The 21,139-nt window shown below is 57.3% G+C and carries 17 protein-coding genes; 5 read left to right on the forward strand and 12 right to left on the reverse strand.

The window, feature by feature from the left end:
• Nucleotides 1-13: 13 nt before the first annotated feature.
• From FY156_23015 to FY156_23060, 10 genes are all read right to left on the reverse strand, one after another.
• Nucleotides 14-739 carry a transporter substrate-binding domain-containing protein gene (locus tag FY156_23015; protein ID UXS04346.1) on the reverse strand — a complete coding sequence of 242 codons (726 nt, stop codon included), beginning with the start codon at nt 737-739 and terminating at the stop codon, nt 14-16.
• A 38-nt stretch (nt 740-777) separates the two neighbouring features.
• Complete coding sequence (locus FY156_23020; GenBank protein UXS04347.1) at nt 778-1,266, reverse strand: MaoC family dehydratase; 489 nt, start codon at nt 1,264-1,266, stop codon at nt 778-780.
• 57 nt (nt 1,267-1,323) lie between these two features.
• On the reverse strand, nt 1,324-3,279 hold the full coding sequence (gene glgX / locus FY156_23025) for a glycogen debranching protein GlgX (GenBank protein ID UXS04348.1): 1,956 nt from the start codon (nt 3,277-3,279) through the stop codon (nt 1,324-1,326).
• 74 nt (nt 3,280-3,353) lie between these two features.
• Complete coding sequence (locus FY156_23030; protein ID UXS04349.1) at nt 3,354-4,982, reverse strand: alpha-D-glucose phosphate-specific phosphoglucomutase; 1,629 nt, start codon at nt 4,980-4,982, stop codon at nt 3,354-3,356.
• 3 nt (nt 4,983-4,985) lie between these two features.
• Nucleotides 4,986-6,428, reverse strand: a complete 1,443-nt coding sequence (glgA, locus tag FY156_23035) for a glycogen synthase GlgA (GenBank protein UXS04350.1) — start codon at nt 6,426-6,428, stop codon at nt 4,986-4,988.
• A gap of 5 nt (nt 6,429-6,433) precedes the next feature.
• A complete protein-coding gene (gene glgC / locus FY156_23040; protein ID UXS04351.1) occupies nt 6,434-7,696 on the reverse strand; it encodes a glucose-1-phosphate adenylyltransferase in 1,263 nt (420 codons plus the stop codon).
• 27 nt (nt 7,697-7,723) lie between these two features.
• Nucleotides 7,724-9,931, reverse strand: coding sequence for a 1,4-alpha-glucan branching protein GlgB (glgB, locus tag FY156_23045; protein ID UXS04352.1), 2,208 nt, complete (start codon nt 9,929-9,931; stop codon nt 7,724-7,726).
• Nucleotides 9,931-12,393: a glycogen/starch/alpha-glucan phosphorylase gene (locus tag FY156_23050; protein UXS04353.1), complete on the reverse strand. Its 2,463-nt coding sequence runs from the start codon at nt 12,391-12,393 to the stop codon at nt 9,931-9,933. Before FY156_23050 ends, glgB begins: the two co-directional genes overlap by 1 nt.
• Nucleotides 12,394-12,717: 324 nt before the next feature.
• Nucleotides 12,718-13,488, reverse strand: coding sequence for a class II glutamine amidotransferase (locus tag FY156_23055; protein ID UXS04354.1), 771 nt, complete (start codon nt 13,486-13,488; stop codon nt 12,718-12,720).
• A complete protein-coding gene (locus tag FY156_23060; protein UXS04355.1) occupies nt 13,489-14,202 on the reverse strand; it encodes an aspartate/glutamate racemase family protein in 714 nt (237 codons plus the stop codon).
• 169 nt (nt 14,203-14,371) lie between these two features.
• Between FY156_23060 and FY156_23065 the strand changes: the two genes are divergently transcribed.
• Complete coding sequence (locus tag FY156_23065) at nt 14,372-14,833, forward strand: Lrp/AsnC family transcriptional regulator (protein UXS04356.1); 462 nt, start codon at nt 14,372-14,374, stop codon at nt 14,831-14,833.
• Between the two features lie 54 nt (nt 14,834-14,887).
• Here FY156_23065 and FY156_23070 read toward each other — a convergent pair whose 3' ends face one another.
• Both FY156_23070 and FY156_23075 read right to left on the reverse strand, forming a co-directional pair.
• Nucleotides 14,888-15,790 (reverse strand): NAD(P)-dependent oxidoreductase, encoded by a 903-nt coding sequence (locus FY156_23070; GenBank protein UXS04357.1) that lies wholly within the window; start codon nt 15,788-15,790, stop codon nt 14,888-14,890.
• Between the two features lie 80 nt (nt 15,791-15,870).
• Nucleotides 15,871-16,626 carry an SDR family oxidoreductase gene (locus tag FY156_23075; protein ID UXS04358.1) on the reverse strand — a complete coding sequence of 252 codons (756 nt, stop codon included), beginning with the start codon at nt 16,624-16,626 and terminating at the stop codon, nt 15,871-15,873.
• A gap of 209 nt (nt 16,627-16,835) precedes the next feature.
• Here FY156_23075 and FY156_23080 point away from each other — a divergent pair, with 209 nt between their 5' ends.
• The 4 genes from FY156_23080 to cydC are packed head-to-tail and all read left to right on the forward strand — an operon-like array spanning nt 16,836 to nt 21,088.
• Nucleotides 16,836-17,018 (forward strand): hypothetical protein, encoded by a 183-nt coding sequence (locus tag FY156_23080; GenBank protein ID UXS04359.1) that lies wholly within the window; start codon nt 16,836-16,838, stop codon nt 17,016-17,018.
• A 10-nt stretch (nt 17,019-17,028) separates the two neighbouring features.
• Entirely contained in the window at nt 17,029-17,601 is a 573-nt protein-coding gene (locus tag FY156_23085) for a GbsR/MarR family transcriptional regulator (protein ID UXS04360.1), read from the forward strand.
• 8 nt (nt 17,602-17,609) lie between these two features.
• Nucleotides 17,610-19,400, forward strand: coding sequence for a thiol reductant ABC exporter subunit CydD (gene cydD, locus FY156_23090; GenBank protein ID UXS04361.1), 1,791 nt, complete (start codon nt 17,610-17,612; stop codon nt 19,398-19,400).
• On the forward strand, nt 19,397-21,088 hold the full coding sequence (gene cydC, locus FY156_23095) for a thiol reductant ABC exporter subunit CydC (protein ID UXS04362.1): 1,692 nt from the start codon (nt 19,397-19,399) through the stop codon (nt 21,086-21,088). The genes cydD and cydC overlap by 4 nt, the downstream gene beginning before the upstream one ends.
• Nucleotides 21,089-21,139: the final 51 nt, after the last annotated feature.

A 21,139-nucleotide genomic window follows, 5' to 3' on the forward strand; every position in this document is an offset into this window, starting at 1 on the left:
CGGGCATCTTCTCTCAAGCGTTGCCGCTGACGATCAGGTCGACCTGCTCGTCTTCGAAACCGAACCTCCGCATCATCCTGCGATGTTCAGGTGATCCGAGATAGTCGGTGAGCGCTGCATCTATCGTGTTGCGAAGCATGGTGTCGGATAACCGGAAACCGAATGCTCCCCGTGCCGCGGTTTTCTCGGCCGACGGAATTGAGATCGTTTCCAATTCGGACCTGAGTTGCGGATGCTGTTCGAGGAAACCGGTATGCGCCATTGCAACACTGGCATAAGCGTCCGCACGGCCATCACGTACGGCCTGCATCGCCTCGTCGTAGGTTTCGCAAACGATGGTTCTATTCGCAGGGACGCACGCTTCGATGGTTGCCCGATGCTGGAGCTGATCACGGATAACGACCATTTTGCGGGACGCGTCCTGCGCGACAGATCTGTAGCCCGTCAGCTTCGCAGGATTGCCCTTTTTGATGAGGAGCCCATCCGGCAAGGCCCATATGGGGCGACTGAAAGTAGCGATCTTTCGCCGTTCTGCCGTGTCGAAGAGGCCAGTTGTGATGTCCCAGCGATGCGCCGCCAACCCTGGCAGGAGTTGAGAAAATTCGGTTTCGATGAACTCGATAGTGTCTATCCCTAGCGTGTTCAGAACTGTGCGGATCAGTTCCACATCACAGCCGGTAACGTCCCCATTTTCAGACAGGTAGTTGAACGGAGGCTCTATCAGATAGGCAAATCGCATTGCGACCTCCGTTGGTTCCTTGTCCCATCTCGCCTGCGTCAGGCGTCCTCCGGCCGGTCTTTTGGATCAAATTGAGTGATCGTCGTCCATCGCGCAGTCAGCGCCGGTTTCTTCTCGTTTTCGATTTCCACAGTAACGTCATAAGTGGTCATCAGCATGGCAGCGCCGCGAAAGCGGGCTTCAGCAAGGGTGAAACGGCCGCGGATGCGTGCCCCGCTTTTGACTGGCGAGACGAAACTGATCTTGTCGAACCCGTAGTTGATGCCCATTGTCTGCTCGCGGATGCGCGGCAATGCATCGTAGTTCATCGCTGAAAGCAGCGAGAGTGTGAGAAAACCGTGCGCAATCGTGCCACCGAAGGGGCTCTCTGCTTTTGCCCGTTCCGGGTCCGTATGGATGAACTGCTCATCGAGTGTCGCTTTTCCGAAGGCATCGATCATCCTCTGATCGACCGTGATCCAGTCGGAAACACCAATTTCGGTGCCGACAAAATTCTTCATCTCCGCAAGCGCTATGTCCTTGGCCATGTTTCCTCTTTTACGCCGGTTCGTTGTCACGGTTATAGAGGTTGGCGGGGTTGCCGATCAACTGCGCAGATAAAACACAACCGAACGAGCGGGCAGGAAGGCAGGACTGCCAAAATCCGTGCCGATGGCGCGCCAACCATCACCTTGCAACGTGAACGGCACGATCTCCCGGCTGCGATTGATCAGCACGGCGAGTTCGCACTCCGCGTCTGTTTCGCGATCGATCGAGGAGAGCACCATGGCAAAGGCCGGGCCCTGCGGATTTTCCCAATCCGCAACGGACATGATCTCCCCAGTTGCGGCCAACCACGAAACATCGCCATAGCCGCTAAAGAAATCCGTGTCGGCGAATACGGAAAACCGTTTGCGAAGAGCTGAAATAAACGCGGTGTGATCGATCAGCTCAGGGTCAAGCGACGCCCAATCGACCCAGGTGACATTGTTGTCCTGACAATAGGCGTTGTTGTTGCCGTGCTGACTGCGTCCACCCTCATCACCGGCGGTGAGCATGATTGCGCCACGGCTGACAAAGAGTGTGGAGAGGAGAGCCTTTACATCTCGGATGCGCGCATCACGAACCTGCGGATCGTTGCTTAGTCCTTCGAAACCATTGTTCCAGGAATAGTTTTCGTTATGGCCATCGCGATTGCCTTCGCCGTTGGCCTCATTGTGCTTGTTTTCGTGGCTGACGAGATCGAACAGCGTGAAACCATCGTGGGCTGCAAGGAAATTGACGCTGCGGGTTTTTGTCCGGTTATGGCGGGAAAAAATGTGGGAAGAGCCAGACAGTGCATCGGCTACTGCGCCGGTCGTGGAAAGATCGCCGCGCCAATAACGGCGCATATCGTCACGCGCCCTGTCGTTCCATTCCAGAAAACTCTCCGGAAAGTTGCCAAGCTGATAGCCACCGGGCCCGATGTCCCAAGGTTCGGCAATCAGCAGCCGGTCGTGAAGCGCCGCGTCCGAATGCATGGCTGCGAGCGTTGCGCTTGCCATATCAAAGCCCTCGGCCGTTCTCCCAAGAACTGGCGCCAGGTCAAACCGGAAACCATCTATGCCGGCATTCAGGACGAAATGCCTCAACGTGTCCACGATGAGTTGACGGATGGAGGGATCGTCGCAGGCGACCGTGTTACCTGTGCCGGTATCGTTCACCAGTGTACCAGGGTCGTCAGGCAGGTGGCGAAAGGCCGTGAGATTGTCTAGGCCGCGCAACGAGAGTGTCGCGCCAAGCCGGTCACTCTCGCCCGTATGATTGAAGACGAGATCGAGGATAACGCCGATCCCTTCGCCATGCAGTGCAGTGACCGTATCGCGCAGCTCCTGCACACCGCCGGGGCAGAGACGAGGGTCGATTGCCATGAACCCGATAGGGTTATAACCCCAGGCGTTTGCAAGGCCGAGTGGGGGCAAATGCCGTTCGTCTATCCAGGCGGTGATCGGCATCAGCTCGATGGCGTCGACACCAATCCTCTTCAAATGGGCAATGATGGCGGGGTGGGCGAGGGCCGCAATCGTGCCGCGTTTTGCCTCGGGCACATCTGGATGGAGCGCTGTAAAGGCTTTGACGGACAGTTCATAGATCACTCCGCCCGGTGAAAAATGCACCTCTTTGCGTTTTACCGGTTCATGGCGGGCAAGAATTGCCTTGGGCATCACCGGCGCCGTGTCTTGTCCAAACGCATAAAGGGCGGGGTCATGACGGAAAGGGCGATCAATCTCCGTGGCGGACGGATCGAGCAGCAGTTTCGACGGATCGAACCACAAACCGTGGTCGGGTGCGTAAACGCCGTGAGCGCGGTAGCCGTAACGCAACCCGGGTTGGACATCGGCCACAAAAAGCTGGTGTAGATCGTTTTCGCCCCGCCTCATCGGCAGCCGGCCCGTCTCCGTGTTGCCGGTCTTATCGAACAGACAAAGCTCGATCTGTGAGGCATGCCGGGAATAGACCGTGAATTCCGCTCCGTCTTCCGTCAGATGAGTGCCTTGATGGAAAACGGCCGATTTCTGCATGGTCATATTCTCCGGGCGATGGATGTCTCCTCCCCCCGAAAGGAGGGAGGAAATTGAGGACGCTCAGGTCGTTTTCAGGTAATCACGCTCGGGGCGTCGCGACCGGTATGCGCCTTGATGCCAGCAATCGTATCGGCGACAGCAATCAGGTCAGCCAATGCCGCCTGCGTTTCGATGCCATGGCGCGCCGCGTCCGGTTCGTAACGTTCGACATAGAGACGCAAGGTTGCACCCGCCGTGCCCGTGCCGGAGAGGCGCAACACGATGCGAGAGCCGCCTTCGAACAGGATGCGGATGCCCTGGTTCTTGCTGACAGACTGATCGACTGGATCATGATAGGCGAAGTCGTCGGCCGCCTTGACCTTCAGATTTCCGTAGCTGGTGCCCGGAAGCGTTGCGAGTTTTTCGCGCAGCGTCGCAACCAGCGTGTTGGCCGCGTCGGAATCGACTTCTTCATAGTCGTGACGGGAATAGTAGTTCCGGCCGTATTCTGCCCAATGCTTCGTGACGATGTCCTTCACGCTTTCTTTGCGCGCGGCAACGATGTTCAGCCAGAAAAGCACAGCCCAGAGACCATCCTTTTCGCGAACATGGTTGGAGCCGGTTCCGAAGCTTTCTTCACCGCAAACCGTCACTTTACCCGCATCGAGAAGGTTGCCGAAGAACTTCCAGCCGGTCGGGGTCTCGTACATGCCCAATCCAAGCTTCTCGGCAACCCGGTCGGCTGCAGCGCTGGTCGGCATTGAACGCGCGATGCCGGAAATGCCCGCTGCATAACCGGGCGCAAGTTTGGCATTGGCCGCGATGATGGCAAGCGAGTCTGATGGCGTGACGAACATGCCTTTGCCGACGACCATGTTGCGGTCGCCGTCACCATCGGAAGCCGCGCCGAAATCAGGGCCTTGCGGGCTCATGACGTCGTCGTAAAGCTCCTTGGCATGCACGAGGTTGGGATCTGGATGATGGCCACCGAAATCCGGCAGCGGGATTTCATTACGCACGGACCCTTTCGGTGCACCGAGGCGCTTCTCGATGATCTCGACGGCATAAGGACCGGTGACCGCGCTCATGGAATCGACGACCACTTTGAAACCGCCCGCTATAAGCTGGCGGATGGCGGCGAAGTCGAACAGCTCTTCCATCAGGAGCGCGTAGTCGGCGACGGAATCCATCACCTCAACGGTCATGCCCTCGACCTTGAAGCTCCCGATCTTGTCGAGGTCGACATCCGCAGCATCTGAAATCTTGTAGCTGTCGATGACTTTCGAACGGGCAAAGATCGCATCGGTGATCTTTTCTGGCGCCGGGCCACCGTTGCCTATGTTGTACTTGATGCCGAAATCTTCGTTTGGTCCGCCCGGATTGTGGCTGGCGGAAAGCACGATACCACCGAAGGCCTTGTATTTACGAATGATGTTGGAGGCCGCAGGCGTCGAGAGAATGCCGCCCTGACCAACCAGAACCTTGCCGAAGCCGGCGGCGGCGGCCATCTTGATCGCCTTCTGGATCACTTCGCGGTTGTAGTAGCGACCGTCGCCGCCGATCACCAGCGACTGGCCTTCAAAGCCTTCGAGTGAATCGAAAATCGACTGGATAAAGTTTTCCGCGTAATTTTCCTGAGCGAAGACCGGCACCTTCTTGCGCAGGCCGGATGTCCCCGGCTTCTGGTCCTGATAAGGTGTCGTCTGGACGGTTTTTAGCATGTTTCAATGGCCTTTCGAGATAAGCTGGTTGTAAAGCGCGGCATAAAGGCCGGCGCTTTTTTCCCAGGAAACATCGGATTTCATTCCCTGCTTCTGCATCTGCATCCACAGTTTCGGATCTTGGTAATAACGGACGGTTCGGCGGATCGCCTGCCGCAGACCGTCCATAGTGATCGGAGAAAATTGCACGCCCGTCGCCGCCTTCTGGGCAATAGCCGCATGGTTGGCATCGATGACGGTGTCGGCGAGTCCACCGGTTCGTGCCACGACCGGAATGCAGCCGTAACGGAGGGCGTAAAGCTGGGTCAGTCCGCATGGCTCGAAGCGTGAGGGAATGATGATCGCATCGCAGCCGGCCTGCATCAGATGGGACAAGGGCTCGTTATAGCCGATCGCAACTCCAACGCGGCCACGATGGCGCGATGCCGCAGCAAGGAGCGCGCCTTCGAGGGCGACATCGCCGGCACCAAGCACGACGAGGCGCCCGCCAAGCGACACGATGTCGTCAACAGCTTCCGCCATCAGGTCCAGACCCTTTTGCCAGGTCAGGCGCGAGATGATGCAGAAGAGAGGGCTGTCATCGTGATCGATCCGGAAATGTTCAGCCACCGCCTGCTTGTTGAGCTGACGGTTTTTAAGGTTGGCGGCAGAGTAATTATCGTGGATCAGATGGTCCGTTGCCGGATTCCATACGTCTGCATCGATGCCGTTGACGATGCCGTGCAGCGCGTGGGAGCGACTGGCGATAACGCCTTCCAGCCCCATTCCGAATTGTGGCGTCAGTATTTCTTCCGCATAGGACGGGCTTACGGTGCTGAGGGCGGTGGCGGCCTGCAAGCCGCCTTTCAGGAAGCTGACGTCGTTATAATATTCGATGCCGTCGACGCCGAAGGCATGCACAGGCAGACCGAGCTGGCTGAAGATGTTGGCGCCGAACTGACCTTGAAATGCGATGTTGTGGATGGTCAGCAGGCTCGGAATTTCAGGCGTTTCGGCGTAGCGCATATAGACCGGCGCCATCGCGGCCTGCCAGTCGTGAGCATGCAGAAGGTCAGGACGCCAGCCGGGAAGCTCTCCGGCGGCGATCCGGGCAGCCGCGAGCGACAATGCAGCAAAGCGCTTCCAGTTGTCCGGGTAGTCCTTGCCGGTCTGATCGAGATAGGGGCCGCCGGAGCGTTCATAATAGGCCGGGGCATCGAGGATCAGCAGGTCGAGGCCTTCGTGATGAACTTCCAGCACACCGGCCCTTTCACCCAGAAGATCGGTGAATTCATAACATTTGACCGGATCTTTAACCGTGCTTTTGACGGCAGGATATCCGGGTATCAGCGTTCGGGTTTTAATGCCGAAGGCGTCGAGAGCAATGGGAAGCGCGCCGGCAACATCGGCGAGCCCCCCGGTTTTGATCAGGGGATAAATTTCGGATGAAACCGAAAGAATATTCATGGGTGCTACAAATCCAGCTTGTCGATCATCGATTGGGTAATAAGGCAAATGCCGTTTTCGGTGCGGCGGAAACGTTTCGCATCGAGTTCGGGGTCTTCTCCAACAATCAATCCTTCCGGAATGACCACGCCATGGTCGATGACAACATTCTTAAGCTGGGCGTGACGCCCGATTTTCACACTCGGCAGTACTACGGCATTCTCAAGGCGGGAGTATGAATTGGCGCGAACACCTGTGAATAACAGGCTGCGCTGAAGCGCTGCGCCAGAGATGATGCAGTCGCCCGATACGACGGAAGATACCGCCGAGCCACGACGATCTTCATCGTCATGCACGAACTTGGCTGGCGGCGTAATTTCCGCATAGGTCCAGATCGGCCAGGATTTATCGTAGATATCGAGATCCGGCACCACGTCTGTCAGGTCGACATTGGCCTGCCAATAGGCATCGATGGTACCGACGTCGCGCCAGTAGGGGCCATGCTCGAAATCGGAGCGAACGCAGGAGGAGGCGAAACGGTGCGCGACGGCTTTGCCGTGGGCAACGATGTAGGGAATGATATCCTTGCCAAAATCGCGGCTCGATGTGGGATCGGCAGCATCGCGGCGAAGCGCGTCCATCAGAAACTTCGTGTGGAAGACATAGATGCCCATCGAGGCCAGCGCGAAGTTTTCATTGCCTGGAATGCCCGGCGGATCAGCAGGTTTTTCGATGAAATTGATGATCTCGTCTTTTTCGTTCACGTGCATGACGCCGAAGCCTGAGGCTTCCTTGCGTGGCACCTCGAGGCAGCCGATCGTCACGTCCGCACCCGAATCGACATGCTGCTGCAGCATGTATTCGTAGTCCATCTTGTATATGTGGTCGCCGGCCAGGATGACCATATATTCGGGGCCATAGGGCTCGATGATATCGATGTTCTGATAGACCGCATCGGCCGTGCCTTCATACCATTGCGTTTCGGAAACGCGTTGGGAGGCGGGCAGAATATCAAAGCTTTCGTTTCGTTCGGGACGGAAGAAGTCCCAGCCGCGCTGCAAATGGCGGATCAGCGAATGTGCCTTGTATTGCGTGGCAACGCCGATACGACGGATACCGGAGTTGAGCGCGTTCGACAGCGCGAAGTCGATGATGCGGGCCTTGCCACCGAAGTAGACCGCGGGTTTTGCTCGCCGGTCCGTCAGTTCTTTCAGGCGGCTTCCTCTTCCGCCTGCGAGGACATAGGCCATTGCATCACGCGCCAAGGGCTGAACTCTCTTTTCTGACATGTCTTGTCCTCCCGTTTGTTGTTCCCGTCAGTTTTCCGGCTCGAGCATGATGGTTGCCAGCGGTGGCAGGACGATCATCGCTCCGATTTGCCCGCCGGCATCCACAGCTTGGACGCGTCCGCCATTTCCTTTGCCGCTGCCGCCGTAGATTTCGGCATCGGTGTTGAGAATTTCCCGCCAACGTCCGGCAGAAGGTAGCGGCACATAATAGCTTTCCCGATAAACCGGCGTCAGGTTGCTGATCACAGCCACGGGCTTCTCGCCTGGTGCCTTGCGCAACCATGCGAAGACGGAGTTGTCGTGGTCCTCGACGACCAGCCACTGGAACCCGTCCGGTTCGCAGTCGCGCGCATGCAACGCCGGTTTGGAGCGATAGCTGAAATTCAGGTCTCGCACGAGGCGGCGCATGCCCTCGTGCATCGGGTATTGGCGCAGGTTCCAGTCAAGCGAACCCTTCTCGCTCCACTCGCTCCACTGTGCAAATTCCTGTCCCATGAACAGCAGCTTCTTGCCGGGGTAACCCCACATGAACGCATAATACGATCTGAGGTTCGCAAATTTTTGCCAGTCGTCGCCGGACATCTTGGCAATCAGCGAGCCCTTGCCATGCACGACCTCGTCATGGCTGAGCGGTAGCACGAAATTTTCACTGAAGGCGTAAAGCAGTCCGAAGGTCAGTTCCTGATGGTGGAATTTGCGGTGCACCGGTTCACGCGAGAAATAGCTCAGCGTGTCGTGCATGAAGCCCATGTTCCACTTGAAGCCGAAGCCCAGGCCACCTTCATGAACGGGTTGCGAGACTTTGGGCCAGGACGTGGATTCTTCCGCAATCGTCATGACACCGGGATGGGTGCCGTACACCAGCGAGTTCATTTTCTGCAGGAAGCGGACGGACTCCAGATTTTCACGGCCGCCATATTCGTTCGGTATCCACTCGCCTTCCTTGCGGGAATAATCGAGGTAGAGCATCGATGCCACGGCATCGACGCGCAGTCCGTCGAGATGGAATTTCTCAGCCCAGAAAAGCGCGTTGTTTATAAGGTAAGACATGACCTCAACGCGGCCGAAATTGTAAATCGCGGTGTTCCAATCCGGATGGAAGCCCTGACGTGGATCGGCGTGTTCATAAAGCGCGGTTCCGTCGAACCAGCGCAGGCCATGCTCATCTGTGGGGAAATGCGCCGGTACCCAGTCGAGAATGACACCAATGCCAACCTTGTGAGCACCGTTTACGAACCTTGCAAACCCTTCCGGATCCCCAAATCGGGCAGAAGGCGCGTAAAGGCCTGTTGTCTGGTAGCCCCACGAGGGATCGAATGGATGTTCGGAAATCGGCAGAAATTCGATGTGGGTAAAGCCCATATCGGTGCAGTAGGGGATCAGTCTTGCTGCAAGTTCGTCCCAGCTCAGGAAGGTACCGTCATCGCGTCGTTGCCATGAACCGGCATGCACCTCGTAAATACTGATCGGCTGGCGTCGCTGGTCGACTGTTGCCCAATGTTCGCGGTGCGCGTGGTCTTCCCATTGCTGAGTAAGTTCCAGGGCTGTCACCGAGGCGTTTTTGGGACGAAGCTCTGCTTTTCTGGCAAAGGGGTCAGCCTTCAGCGGCAACAGCTCGCCATTGGCGCCGACGATCTCGAATTTGTAGGCGCAGCCTGCATAGACATCAGGTGCAAAAATTTCCCAGATGCCGGTGTCCTTGCGAAAACGCATGACGTGCCGGCGGCCATCCCAATTGTTGAAATCGCCGACAACGGAAACGCGCCGGGCATTGGGCGCCCAGACCGCAAAGTGAAAACCTTCAACTCCTTCGAGTTTCAGCGGGTGTGCACCCATCTTGTCGAAGAGGCGCAGATGCGACCCTTCGCGAACGAAATAGTCGTCCATCGGACCAAGAACGGGGCCGAAGCTGTACGGATCGGTTACAGCCCATTCCGCATCATCGCGACAGGCACGGTAACGGATCGGCTGGCGCGACGGCAGGTCGACCAAGCCCTCAAAAAATCCATCGGTATCGATGCGCTTCAGCTCTCCGGCGATATGACCGTCCAGCCGCATCACCGTCACTTCTTCGGCGCCTGGAATAAAACAGCGCGCAACGAAATTTCCCGGCGTTCCGTGAACGCCGAGAATTGCAAAGGGATTGGAGTGCAAACCGCTCTTGATTGCCTCTATTTCAGCCTGTGTTACCTCACCAGTTTTTTTCTCGTCGGCCGAATTGAGCGGTTTTTTCATCAGGCTCTCCAGATTTCTGACGCATATTGCCGGATTGTCCGGTCGGATGAGAACCAGCCCATGCGTGCGGTATTGCGGATGGTTTTGGAATACCAGGCTGTGGGGTCGCCCCAGATCGTGTCGACCTCGCGTTGTGCCCGCGCATAGTCGTCGAAGTCGGCGGTGACCATGAACCAGTCGCTGTTGTAGAGTCCGTCCATCAGTCCGGAGAAACGTGAGCGGTCATCGGGCGAGAAAACACCGGAAGCGATCGATGAAAGCGCCTGAGACAGTTCCGCCGAGCCCTCGATGATGGCGCGTGGATTGTGACCGTCAGCACGTGTTTTCGCGACTTCTTCGGCGGTCATGCCGAAAATGACGATATTATCGGCACCAACGTGATCGCGCATCTCCACGTTCGCCCCGTCAAGCGTGCCGATGGTGAGGGCGCCATTCAGAGCGAATTTCATGTTGCCGGTGCCGGATGCTTCCATGCCGGCAGTGGAAATCTGTTCCGAGAGGTCGGCGGCGGGAACCATGATTTCCGCCAGCGAGACGTTGTAGTTCGGAATGAACACGACTTTCAGCAGCCCGCGCACGGCCGGATCATTGTTGATGACCCGAGCGATATCATTGGCGAGTTTGATGATGAGCTTGGCGTTGTGGTAACTTGGTGCGGCCTTGCCGGCGAAGAACTTCACGCGCGGCACCCAGTCAAGCTCCGGATGAGAGCGGATCTGGTCGTAAAGCGCCACCGTTTCCACGAGATTGAGAAGCTGCCGCTTGTATTCGTGAATACGCTTGATCTGGATGTCGAAGATTGCGGATGGATCGACACGGATGCCCATGCGCTGTGCAACCGTGTTTGCCAGTCGAACCTTGTTCAAACGCTTTACTTCGGCAAACTTGTCGCGGAAGCTCGAATCTTCCGCGAATCTGTCCAGCGCCGTCAGCTTCTCCGCATCGTCGAGGAACTCGTCGCCGATTGCCTCGCGGATGAGCCCAGTCAGGCCGGGATTACATTGCATCAACCAGCGGCGGGGCGTGATGCCGTTCGTCTTGTTGTTGATGCGGTCGGGATAAAGGTTATGGAGGTCTGCGAAGACCGTTTCCTTCATCAGATCGGTGTGCAGTGCCGAAACGCCGTTGATCGAGTGGGAACCGATGAAGGCGAGGTTGCCCATGCGGACCCGTCGCTCGCCAGTCTCATCGATAAGGGAGATGGCGCGGATCTGTTGATCGACCATCTTCTTTTCCTTGCGGGCAAACACCAGTGTATTGGCGTTGATCGCATAAATGATCTGCATGTGGCGTGGCAAAAGACGCTCGAGCAGCGGGACCGGCCAGCTTTCCAGCGCTTCGGGAAGCAGCGTGTGGTTGGTGTAAGAGAAGGTGCCCTGCGTGATTTTCCAGGCCTCCTCGAACTCCAGGCCATGGACGTCGCAGAGCAAACGCATCATTTCGGCGATGGAGATGGCCGGATGAGTGTCGTTGAGCTGAATGGACACCTTGTCAGGCAGCGATGTGAAGTCCGGATACTGCTGTAAATGGCGACGCAGAATGTCCTGCAGGGATGCGGACGAAAAGAAGAACTCTTGTCTCAGACGCAGTTCCTGTCCGGCTGGCGTGGCGTCTGCGGGATAGAGAACGCGCGTCAGGCTCTCGGCCTTGTTGCTTTCGCGCAGTGCGCCGATGTGATCGCCTGCGTTGAATGCAGCGAGCAGGATCGGGTCAATAGGCTGGGCAGACCAGAGACGCAGCGTGTTGACGCGGGTGCCGCGCCAACCGACAACAGGTGTGTCCACTGCCATGGCGATGACGCGCTCTGCAGGCTTCCACACGAAGCGCTGCGGTTCTTCGTATCCGCCAATGGTTTCGACAGAGCCACCGAAGCCGATTTCGTAAGAGCTTTCGCGGCGCTCGAATTCCCAGGGGTTACCGTGAGCAAGCCAGGTTTCCGGCAGCTCAACCTGCCAGCCATCGGCCATCTGCTGACGGAAAAGCCCGTGCACATAGCGGATGCCATAACCATAGGCGGGAATGTCGACCGTTGCCATGGATTCCATGAAACAGGCGGCCAAACGTCCGAGGCCACCATTGCCGAGGGCAGCGTCCGGCTCCAAACCCGCGATGACATCAAGATCAACGCCGAGGGACGACAAGGCATCCTTGATTTCATGCATCAGGCCGAGATTGGAGATTGCGTCGCGCATCAGACGACCGATCAGAAACTCCAGCGACAGGTAATAAACGCGCTTGGAATTGTCCTGGTAGGCCTTGCGGGTGGATTCCATCCACTTGTCGATGATGCGGTCGCGAACGACGAGGATTGTGGCCGTCAGCCAGTCGTGAGGCTTGGCAACCTTGACGTCCTTGCCGATACGATAGGTCAGTCGCTCGATGATTTCGTTGGCCATGATCTCCGGGTTGGAGCTGCGCGGCGCGGGACGAGGGAGGTCGTTGGTGGCGAGTTTGTTGATCATTGGTCGGTCAGCACCTTGGTGGGAGGAGAGGGTCTGATTGTGTCGATCCGGCTTACCTGTAACGGTGCCAGTTTATGCATCGATATGGAGGTGTGGCAACAGCGTTTTTTTTGGAAAGATGAAGAGCTTAATATTGGAAAAGAAAGCTTTTTCTCATAGGCTCGCGAGATTATGCCCTGCCGGTGCGTTGGACGATTTCAGTTCCGCCACCTTGGCGCATCTGTCCGGAAAATCATTGGTGAAGTAAAAAAACGGCTTACGTAACGCTTTGCGGATGCCTGTTGTGCCGGAACTTTATCGTCCCCAGAGCTGTCCGGCATCCCATCATGCCGGTTCGAAGTTTTCGGCAGTCATTCCGCAGGCGCTGATCCTGACGACGGTATTGGGTGGTACGACACACCAGGGTGCGGCATCGAAAGAAAAAGGCTCGGAACTGATGGCGATACCGTCTTCAAGCGCGCGCCAATAGAGCGATGGCGGCGTCGCGTCGCTCGACCAACGGAATGCGTGCAGGCAGTCCCCATCCATGAGCACCGCGCTGAAGCGCAATGCGGAGGTAACGCCGCCGGCAATCATCTTTTCCCGACAGAGTTTAAGGGCTCTGGCGATTGCCGATACCGGATCTTCTTGAAGGTTGTGGCCGGCCGCAATCAGGAAGATTGCTTCGCTGTCGCCGGTGCCGCGTCTGGCAGAATAGATGTGATCGGGAATGAGAGAATCGACATCCCGCCTTATCCGCTCATAACCGCCGATCTGGCCGTTATGCATGAAAAGATGGCGGCCAAGGGAGAAGGGATGGCAATTGGCACGGGACACTTCGCCTGACGTCGCTGAACGGACGTGCGCCATGAACATTCCGGAGCGGATCTGATGGCAGAGGGCTGCAAGATTGGCGTCAGACCAGGCAGGCCGCGTATCACGAAAGACGCCGGGCGCGCCGCGTTCTCCATACCAGCCAATGCCGCAGCCGTCGCCGTTGACGACGGTCTTGGCTTCTCGCGCCGCCATTGATTGGCTGACAAGCGAGGCCTCTGGCTCGATCAGAAGGCTGTCGAGCCAGACAGGTTTGCCCGAATAGGCGAAAAGGCGGCACATTTACGCGGCTTTGTGAAGTGTGCCGCCTTCCAGTGCGAACCTGACGGCCGCCTTTGCGTGAATTTCCGTCGAGTCGTAGCCCGGCAACGGCAATGAGTTCGGATCGATCAGAAGTGAAATTTCAGTGCAGCCCAGGATGATCGAGTCGACACCCAATCCACGCGCCTTCTCAATGATGTCGAGATATGTCTGACGTGACGTTGCTTTGACCTCGCCACGGCATAGTTCGCTGAAGATGATGTCATGGACAGCAACCCTGTCTTCCATCTCCGGCACGAAGACCTCGATGCCATTTTGGCGCATGCGGTCGGTGTAGAAACCATGCTCCATCGTGTAGCGTGTTGCGAGAAGCAGCGGCTTGCTGCGGCCGTCAGCTTTCAGAGCTGCAGCGGTCTCGTCGATGATGTCGATCAGCGTGACGCCTGACATCTTTGCCACGGTGTCTGCGACAAGATGCATGGTGTTGGTGCAGATCAGTACACAGTCCGCACCTGCATCGGCCAGGCGGGCGCCGGCCGCACCGAGGAGCGCGCCAGCCTCATCCCAACGATCTGCCTTTTGCAGCGCAACCACCTGGGAGAAATCAAGCGAATGCATGACGAGATCAGCCGATACCAGGCCGCCGCATCTTTCGCGCACTGCCTCATTGATGAGCCGGTAGTAGGTTGCCGTCGATTCCCAGCTCATGCCGCCGATCAGTCCGATCCGTTTCATCATGTCTTCCCTCGGTATGATTTCGATTGGCCCCATGATGCCATTCATCTTGGGAGATTTTGATGCGTTGTTTACGGCGTAATGTCTGGTCCATGCATTCCATTTGCTCATTAAATTTAAAATGTGCAATTCATTTGCGCCATGAAGAAATTCGACGCATCATCGAAACATGATTGATGACCGTGACCGTCGCATTCTTGCGATTCTCCAGCAAAATGCCGAAACGCCGCTCGCCGATATCGCCGAGCAGGTTTCCCTCTCGCCATCTGCCTGTTCGCGACGACTGACCCGGCTGCGGAGTGAGGGTTACATCACCGGCACAATGGCGCTGCTGGACAGAAAAAAGGCCAATCTGCCGACGACGGTTTTCCTGCTTGTGAGAACAGGACTGCACGGCGAAGAGTGGCTCGAACGCTTTCATTCGGCGGTCAGCACAATTCCCGAAATCGTCGAGGTCCACCGGCTTACCGGCAATTTCGATTATATTCTCAAGCTGGTTCTGCCGAACGTCGAATATTACGACACGGTCTACAAGCAAATCATCCGGCGTGTCGAACTCTACGACATGTCGGCCTACATCTCGATGGAAACGGTCAAGCTGTCGACAGCTTTACCGACGACGCACATTTGAAAGCAACGCTTTTTCAGGGTCGTGGAACGCCTCTAGTGAGGCCTCCTTGAACTCCTATTGTGGAAATTGCCGTTTCGCGCCGCTGAAGAATTCCATCAGGGCGGCCTGATCTTCTCCACCCAGTCCGGCCGCCGTCAACATGCGGTGGACTTCCGCGCAGACGGCGGTCAGCGGCATGGCCGTGTTGGTTCGGCGCGCCAGATCCTGCGCGCCGTTCAGGTCTTTGACCATGTTGTCGATGCGACCGGTGCGGCGGTAATCCTTCTCGACGAAGCGCGGCATGTATTCCTGCAGGATGGCGCTGTCAGCGCGACCACCTTTCAGCGCCTGCGGGATTTTTGCGGCGTCGACGCCGGCGTCGAGGGCGAGTTGTGTAGCTTCAGCTACCGCAAGGAAGTTCAGTCCGCACAAAACCTGGTTGATAAGCTTTGTGGTCTGCCCGGCGCCGCTAGGACCCATATGGGTAAAATTGCTCGCCACGTGGCGCAGAACACGGTGGGCATCAGAGACATCGGTCTCGCTGCCGCCAGCCATCAAGGTAAGCTGGCCGATAAGTGCTTTTGGAGCGCCGCCGGAGAGCGGGCTGTCAACCCAGCGAAGGCCCTTTGCGGCAGAGTCGGCCGCGAGCTCCTTGGTCGCCTCTGGATCGATGGACGACATATCGATGATGAGTGTTCCGGGCTTTGCTCCAGCCGCAACCCCGTTTTCGCCGAAGACAGCGATGCGGACGATTTTGGGGGAGTTGAGGCTGAGAATGACGACATCGGAAGCCGACGCCGCATCGGCCGCTGTTGATGCTGCATGGGCGCCGCGTCCCGTCAGCGCCGCGACCTTTTCTTTGTCGAGATCGAAGACCGTCAGATGATTTCCCGTTTCTAGCAGCCGGGTACCGATGGCGCCTCCCATGGCGCCCGCGCCGATCAAGGCTACTCTGCTGGTTTCGGTCGTCATTGTCATGGGCCTCCTCCCAAAAGCATCATGATGGAAACGTCTCCGCCGAAATGCTGGATCAGCTGGCGCGGCGGAGGCGAGGGGTTTTAGAGCGAAACGCTGATGCCGCCGTCCACGTAGAGAATATGTCCGTTGACAAATGTGGATGCGTCCGACGAGAGGAAAATGCAGGCGCCGACAAGTTCGTCTACCTTGCCCCACCGTCCGGCGGGCGTGCGCTTTTCGAGCCAGCCGGTAAATGCCGGGTCTGCCACCAGTGCAGCGTTAAGTGGCGTGTCGAAATAACCCGGCGCGATGGCATTGCACTGCAGGCCATACTTCGCCCAGTCCGTTGCCATGCCCTTCGTCAGGTTTCCAACGGCGCCTTTCGTGGCGGTGTATGGGGCGATGCCCGGGCGAGCAAGGGCAGTCTGGACGCTGGCGATGTTGATGATCTTGCCGCGTCCACGGCCAATCATGTGGCGGGCAGCCGCCTGTCCTGCGTGAAAAACCGAGGCGATGTTGGTCTGCAGAAGGCGCTCGAAGGCGTCGGCTGGAAAGTCTTCAAGCGGTGTGCGGTGTTGCATCCCGGCATTGTTGACGAGAATATCGATTGCGCCGACTTCGGCCTCGAAGCGATCGATCGCTTCACGAACCGCCGCGTGGTCAGTGGCGTCGAATGCAAGAGTTTTAGCGCCCTTGATGCTTTCAGCCGCAGCTTTGAGTTTTGTTTCGTCTCTGCCGTTCAGGACAACTTCGGCGCCTGCTTCCGCCAGACCCTTCGCCAGCGCAAGGCCAATGCCCTGTGAAGAGCCCGTAATCAGGGCACGACGGCCGGAAAGGTCAAACAACTTAAGGCTCACAATTTCCTCCACGGATTTCTAGTGTGTTATCGGTAACATTCGCTTGTCCGTTACAACTTTGTCAAGGTCAGAACCCTGAAATTCAGTCATGCCGTTCGCGCAAATCCCGCCTTAAAGGCATTTCCTGAATAAGCCCAATACATCTGGCGTGCAAAGTCGTTGAGGGGAAAAAATCTTCTATTGGCATCGTGTCGGCATGGGAAGGCCAGATGATATCGGTATCATGCGAATTCTGGCGGGCTCGTATCGAGATTATCGGCAAGGCCCTGTCACTCAAAGCCTTCAGCGGCCTGCCGTTTGTCTGTGTGACGCTTTTTGACGCAGTTCAAAAAGGAGATTTGATGCCATTTGTTTTTTGTTATATCGAAGTTTCAGAAATTACTGAAAATTAGGAAACAAAGCGTGTCCGCAAATCTCTCGCCTCTCGTCCAGTCATTTGTGCTGCATTTCGGCGAAATGGGCAGCCGATGGGGAATCAATCGCACCGTCGGGCAGGTCTATGCTCTTCTTTACCTATCGCCGGAGCCGCTCTGCGCAGACGATCTCGTCGAGGCGTTGGCGATCTCTCGTTCGAATGTGTCGATGAGCCTGAAAGAGCTTCAGGCCTGGAATCTTGCAATCCTCAAGCATCTGCCCGGAGATAGGCGCGACTTTTTCACGACTCCGGAAGATGTCTGGCACATCCTTCGTATACTTGCGGAAGAGCGCAAGAAACGCGAAATTGATCCGACGCTTAGCGTATTGCGCGAAATTCTCATGACGACGCCTGAAAGCGAGAGCGAGCGCCACGCCCAAAAGCGCATCGAGGACATGAAGGTGCTGATCGAGCAACTGACTGGCTGGTACGACGACGTCAAAAAGCTCGAAACCGAGAGACTGGCATCGCTTTTGGCATTGGGCGCGAAGGTCACCAAGCTACTGGATACCAAGGATAAAATTGTTTCGCTTGCCAAACCACGCGGCAAAAAGAGGTAACGGGATCAATGACCGCTTCCACATCCGCATCGCCTTTCTCTGCTGTCGCTGATCCCGGTCAATTTGCTCGAGAAGCGACGAACAATGCTCATGACACGGCGGGACGACGGGTTTCGGAAGCCGGGATCACGAACGTTGGGCAGGAAAAGAAACGTGCCCCATCGCAAGGCAGGTCCGTCGCGCTTTTGCATGCCGTCGCCGCCCTTATCTGGTTGCCGCAGGCAGCATTGCTGGCTCTTTCCGTCGGTATGATCGCTGATGTGGCACCGATGATATCGATCGTGCCCGCCGCCTCTGCGGTTCTCGTCCTCGGGGTTCTCAAAGCATGGCTGGAGAAAGCGGCATCACGCCGATCGTTTCAGGCTGCCCGTCGCGTACTTTCTCAAGAGAGAGCGGAAGCGCTTGCTATTGTGGCCAGAGCGTCACCCCTCGATTCATCCCGTACGACGTCCGGGGAGGCGGCAAGTGTCATTGCAGAGAGTGCGGAGGCACTCGTCCCCTACTTGTCCCGGTTTCTACCGGCGAGAATGAAGGCGACAGTCGTTCCCATTGTTTTCTTCGTCGCTATCTTCCCATTCTCCTGGGTTGCCGCACTGGTGCTGCTTTTCGCCATGCCGACGATACCGCTGTTCATGGCGCTGATCGGCTGGCAGGCCAAAGTGGCAAGCGAAAAGCAACTGGCCGAGACCGGCAACATGAACGCCTTCTTGCTGGATCGCTTGCGCGGACTGCAAACGATCCGGTCCCTGGAGGCCGTCGATCTAACTGCCCGTAGACTTAGGGGGGATGCCGAAAACCTCAAGAAGCGGACGATGGCAGTTTTGCGGATTGCTTTCCTGTCATCCGCGGTCCTTGAGCTGTTCGCGGCTCTTGGGGTTGCAATGACCGCCGTTTATGTCGGCTTCCATCTGCTCGGTTTTCTGGAATTCGGGGCCTGGGGGCAGCGGTTGACGCTGGCAGAAGGCCTTTTCATTTTGCTTTTGGCACCCGCCTTTTTTGAACCGATGCGCGAACTGTCTGCCGTGTGGCACGATCGCGCTGCGGGCGAGGCGGCAATGGATGCACTGCGCAAGTTCAGGAACAATGCGGTCTCAGTTGTTGGAAACGGTCAGGACGCTACGGAACGTTCTATTGCGAGCGCACCGACCCTGGAGATCAAAGGGCTGTCTTTCGCTTATCCGGGCGGGCCTTACGTCATTTGCGATTTTGACCTGTCCGTTCGGGAAGGTGAATCCGTTGCGCTCCTTGGCCCTTCTGGCTGCGGAAAATCCACCATTCTCTCTTTGATCGCTGGCTTTGCTGCCGCCGATACGGGCTTAATCGAGATCGGTGGCACGCCACTGAATGCCGATACGGCTGACCCATTGCGCCAGACGGTTGGATGGATCAGCCAGAAGCCGTTCTTTACGGCCAGCTCGCTGAAAGCCAATGTTCGCTTTGGTCGTCCTGATATCACCGACACGAGCGTTGACCGTGCGTTGCAGGAAACCGGGCTCGACGCATTGGTATCTGAGCGCCAACACTGTCCCGTCGGTGATGGCGGTCACGGAATCTCCGGCGGTGAGGCTGTGCGGCTGGCCATAGCGCGGGCGGTTGCCGACCCTGCAACAAAGCTGCTGCTGGTCGATGAGCCGACGGCGCATCTCGATCGCGAAACTGCGGAACGGATTGCAGACAGCCTCTGTCGGCTTGCCAAAGACAGGACCCTGATCGTGGCGACGCATGACCCGGTTCTTGCGGGGCGTATGGACAGGGTTGTAGATCTGGCTGCCCTCAGCCAAGGGGAGAAGCGTTCATGATATCGCGTCTTGCCGTATTGAAGCCCATAGCCCAGCTTTTCTGGTCGTCGCGTCGGACAATGTTGTGCGTAGGTGCTGCGCTCGCCGCGACAACGGTCATGGCTGGTATTGGACTTCTGGGCGTCTCAGGCTGGTTCATCACGGCCACGGCAATTGCCGGTCTTGCGCCGGCGACAGCCTATGCATTCGATGTTTTTGCGCCATCAGCGGCAATCCGGCTGCTTGCGCTGTCTCGGACCGCCGCACGATATGGCGAGCGTCTGACAACGCATGAAGCAACGCTTTCTGTTCTCGCAGCACTCCGGGAAAAGCTGTTTCGGGGCTGGGCCTCGCCCATGGCTGCAAAGGCGCTCGAGGCGAGGCCGGTTCGCCTGCTGAACCGTTTGACGGCCGATATCGATGCGCTGGATTCGCTTTATTTGCGTGTTCTCGTGCCGGGAGCCGTTGCAATTCTGGTAGCGATTGCGACGGGGCTAGGGCTTAGCATTCTGCATCCGCTCGCCGGGCTCGGTGCAGCTATCTTCCTGCTGGTCGCGGGCCTTGGAATCCCTGTCAAAACTTCCTTGAAGGCAGAAAAATTCGCTCGCCGCCGTGCGAGTGGTCTTGAGTCTTTGCGGGCGCGCACCGCTGACATGGTTAGCGGTCAGGCGGAGTTCTTGACGACGGGTCGCCTGTCCGCACAGGTGGCGGCTGCTTGTGAAGCGGACGATTATCTGAAAAGATGCGACGATCAATTAAATCGGATTGAAGTTGCAACGGGCTTTTCGTTTGGGATCAGCTCAGCCGTTCTGCTGGCGACTACACTGCTGGGAATGGCCTGGCTGGCCGAACATGGTGTGATCGATGCGCCCGCGGCAGCCTTGGGATTGCTTGTCTGTTTTGCCGCCTTGGAGCCTTTTGCTGCTTTGCGAAGGGGAGCAATGGAACTTGGAAGAACATTGTTCTCCGCCCGACGGATTGCCCCCCGCCTTTCTGCCGCTGATACGGTGTTTTCTCCCTCCGTGCCTGCAACGGGCATGGCCGTCGAATTTGCAGGTGTGAAACTGACGCGTGCTGGCAATTCCCGCCCGGTGCTTGATGACATCGATTTAAACATCAAGGCCGGTGAAACGGTCGCAATCATAGGGGCGAGCGGTGCTGGAAAGACAAGCCTGCTCAATCTGATTGCCGGCGAACTGATGCCGGATACAGGATACGTCAACGCTTTCTCTTCGTCGTTTCTCACACAACGAAACGAACTGTTTCGCGACAGCCTTGGAGACAATCTCCGGCTTGCCAAACCCGATGCGACCGATCGCGAACTCTGGGACGTCCTCGATGCTGCGGGTCTTGGTACCCTGGTCAGGCGCTTACCTGAGGGGCTTGAAACTCGTCTGGGCGAGGGCGGGCAGGGTCTGTCCGGTGGGCAATCCCGCAGATTGGCGCTTGCGCGGTTTCTGTTGAGAGACAGGCCCCTCTGGCTTCTGGATGAGGTGACTGAAGGCCTCGACGGCAAAACAGCGCGCGACGTGCTCGCAAGGCTGTTTCAACACGCGACGGGAAAAACTGTCGTGATGGTGACGCACAATCGGCGTGAGGCTGAATTCGCCGATCGCATTGTGGTTCTGAAAGAGGGGCATCCGTTTGATGAATGTCAAAGCGGTACCTCAGGCTACGGCGTAGTGTTGCAAACATTGCGTCCGGACTGATCGATTTTTTCAGGGTCGGTGCTGTTTTTGAAACAGGAGACTGACCTTTTT

Origin of the sequence: Agrobacterium tumefaciens, assembly GCA_025559845.1 — a bacterium.
In the GTDB taxonomy this organism is placed as follows: domain Bacteria; phylum Pseudomonadota; class Alphaproteobacteria; order Rhizobiales; family Rhizobiaceae; genus Agrobacterium.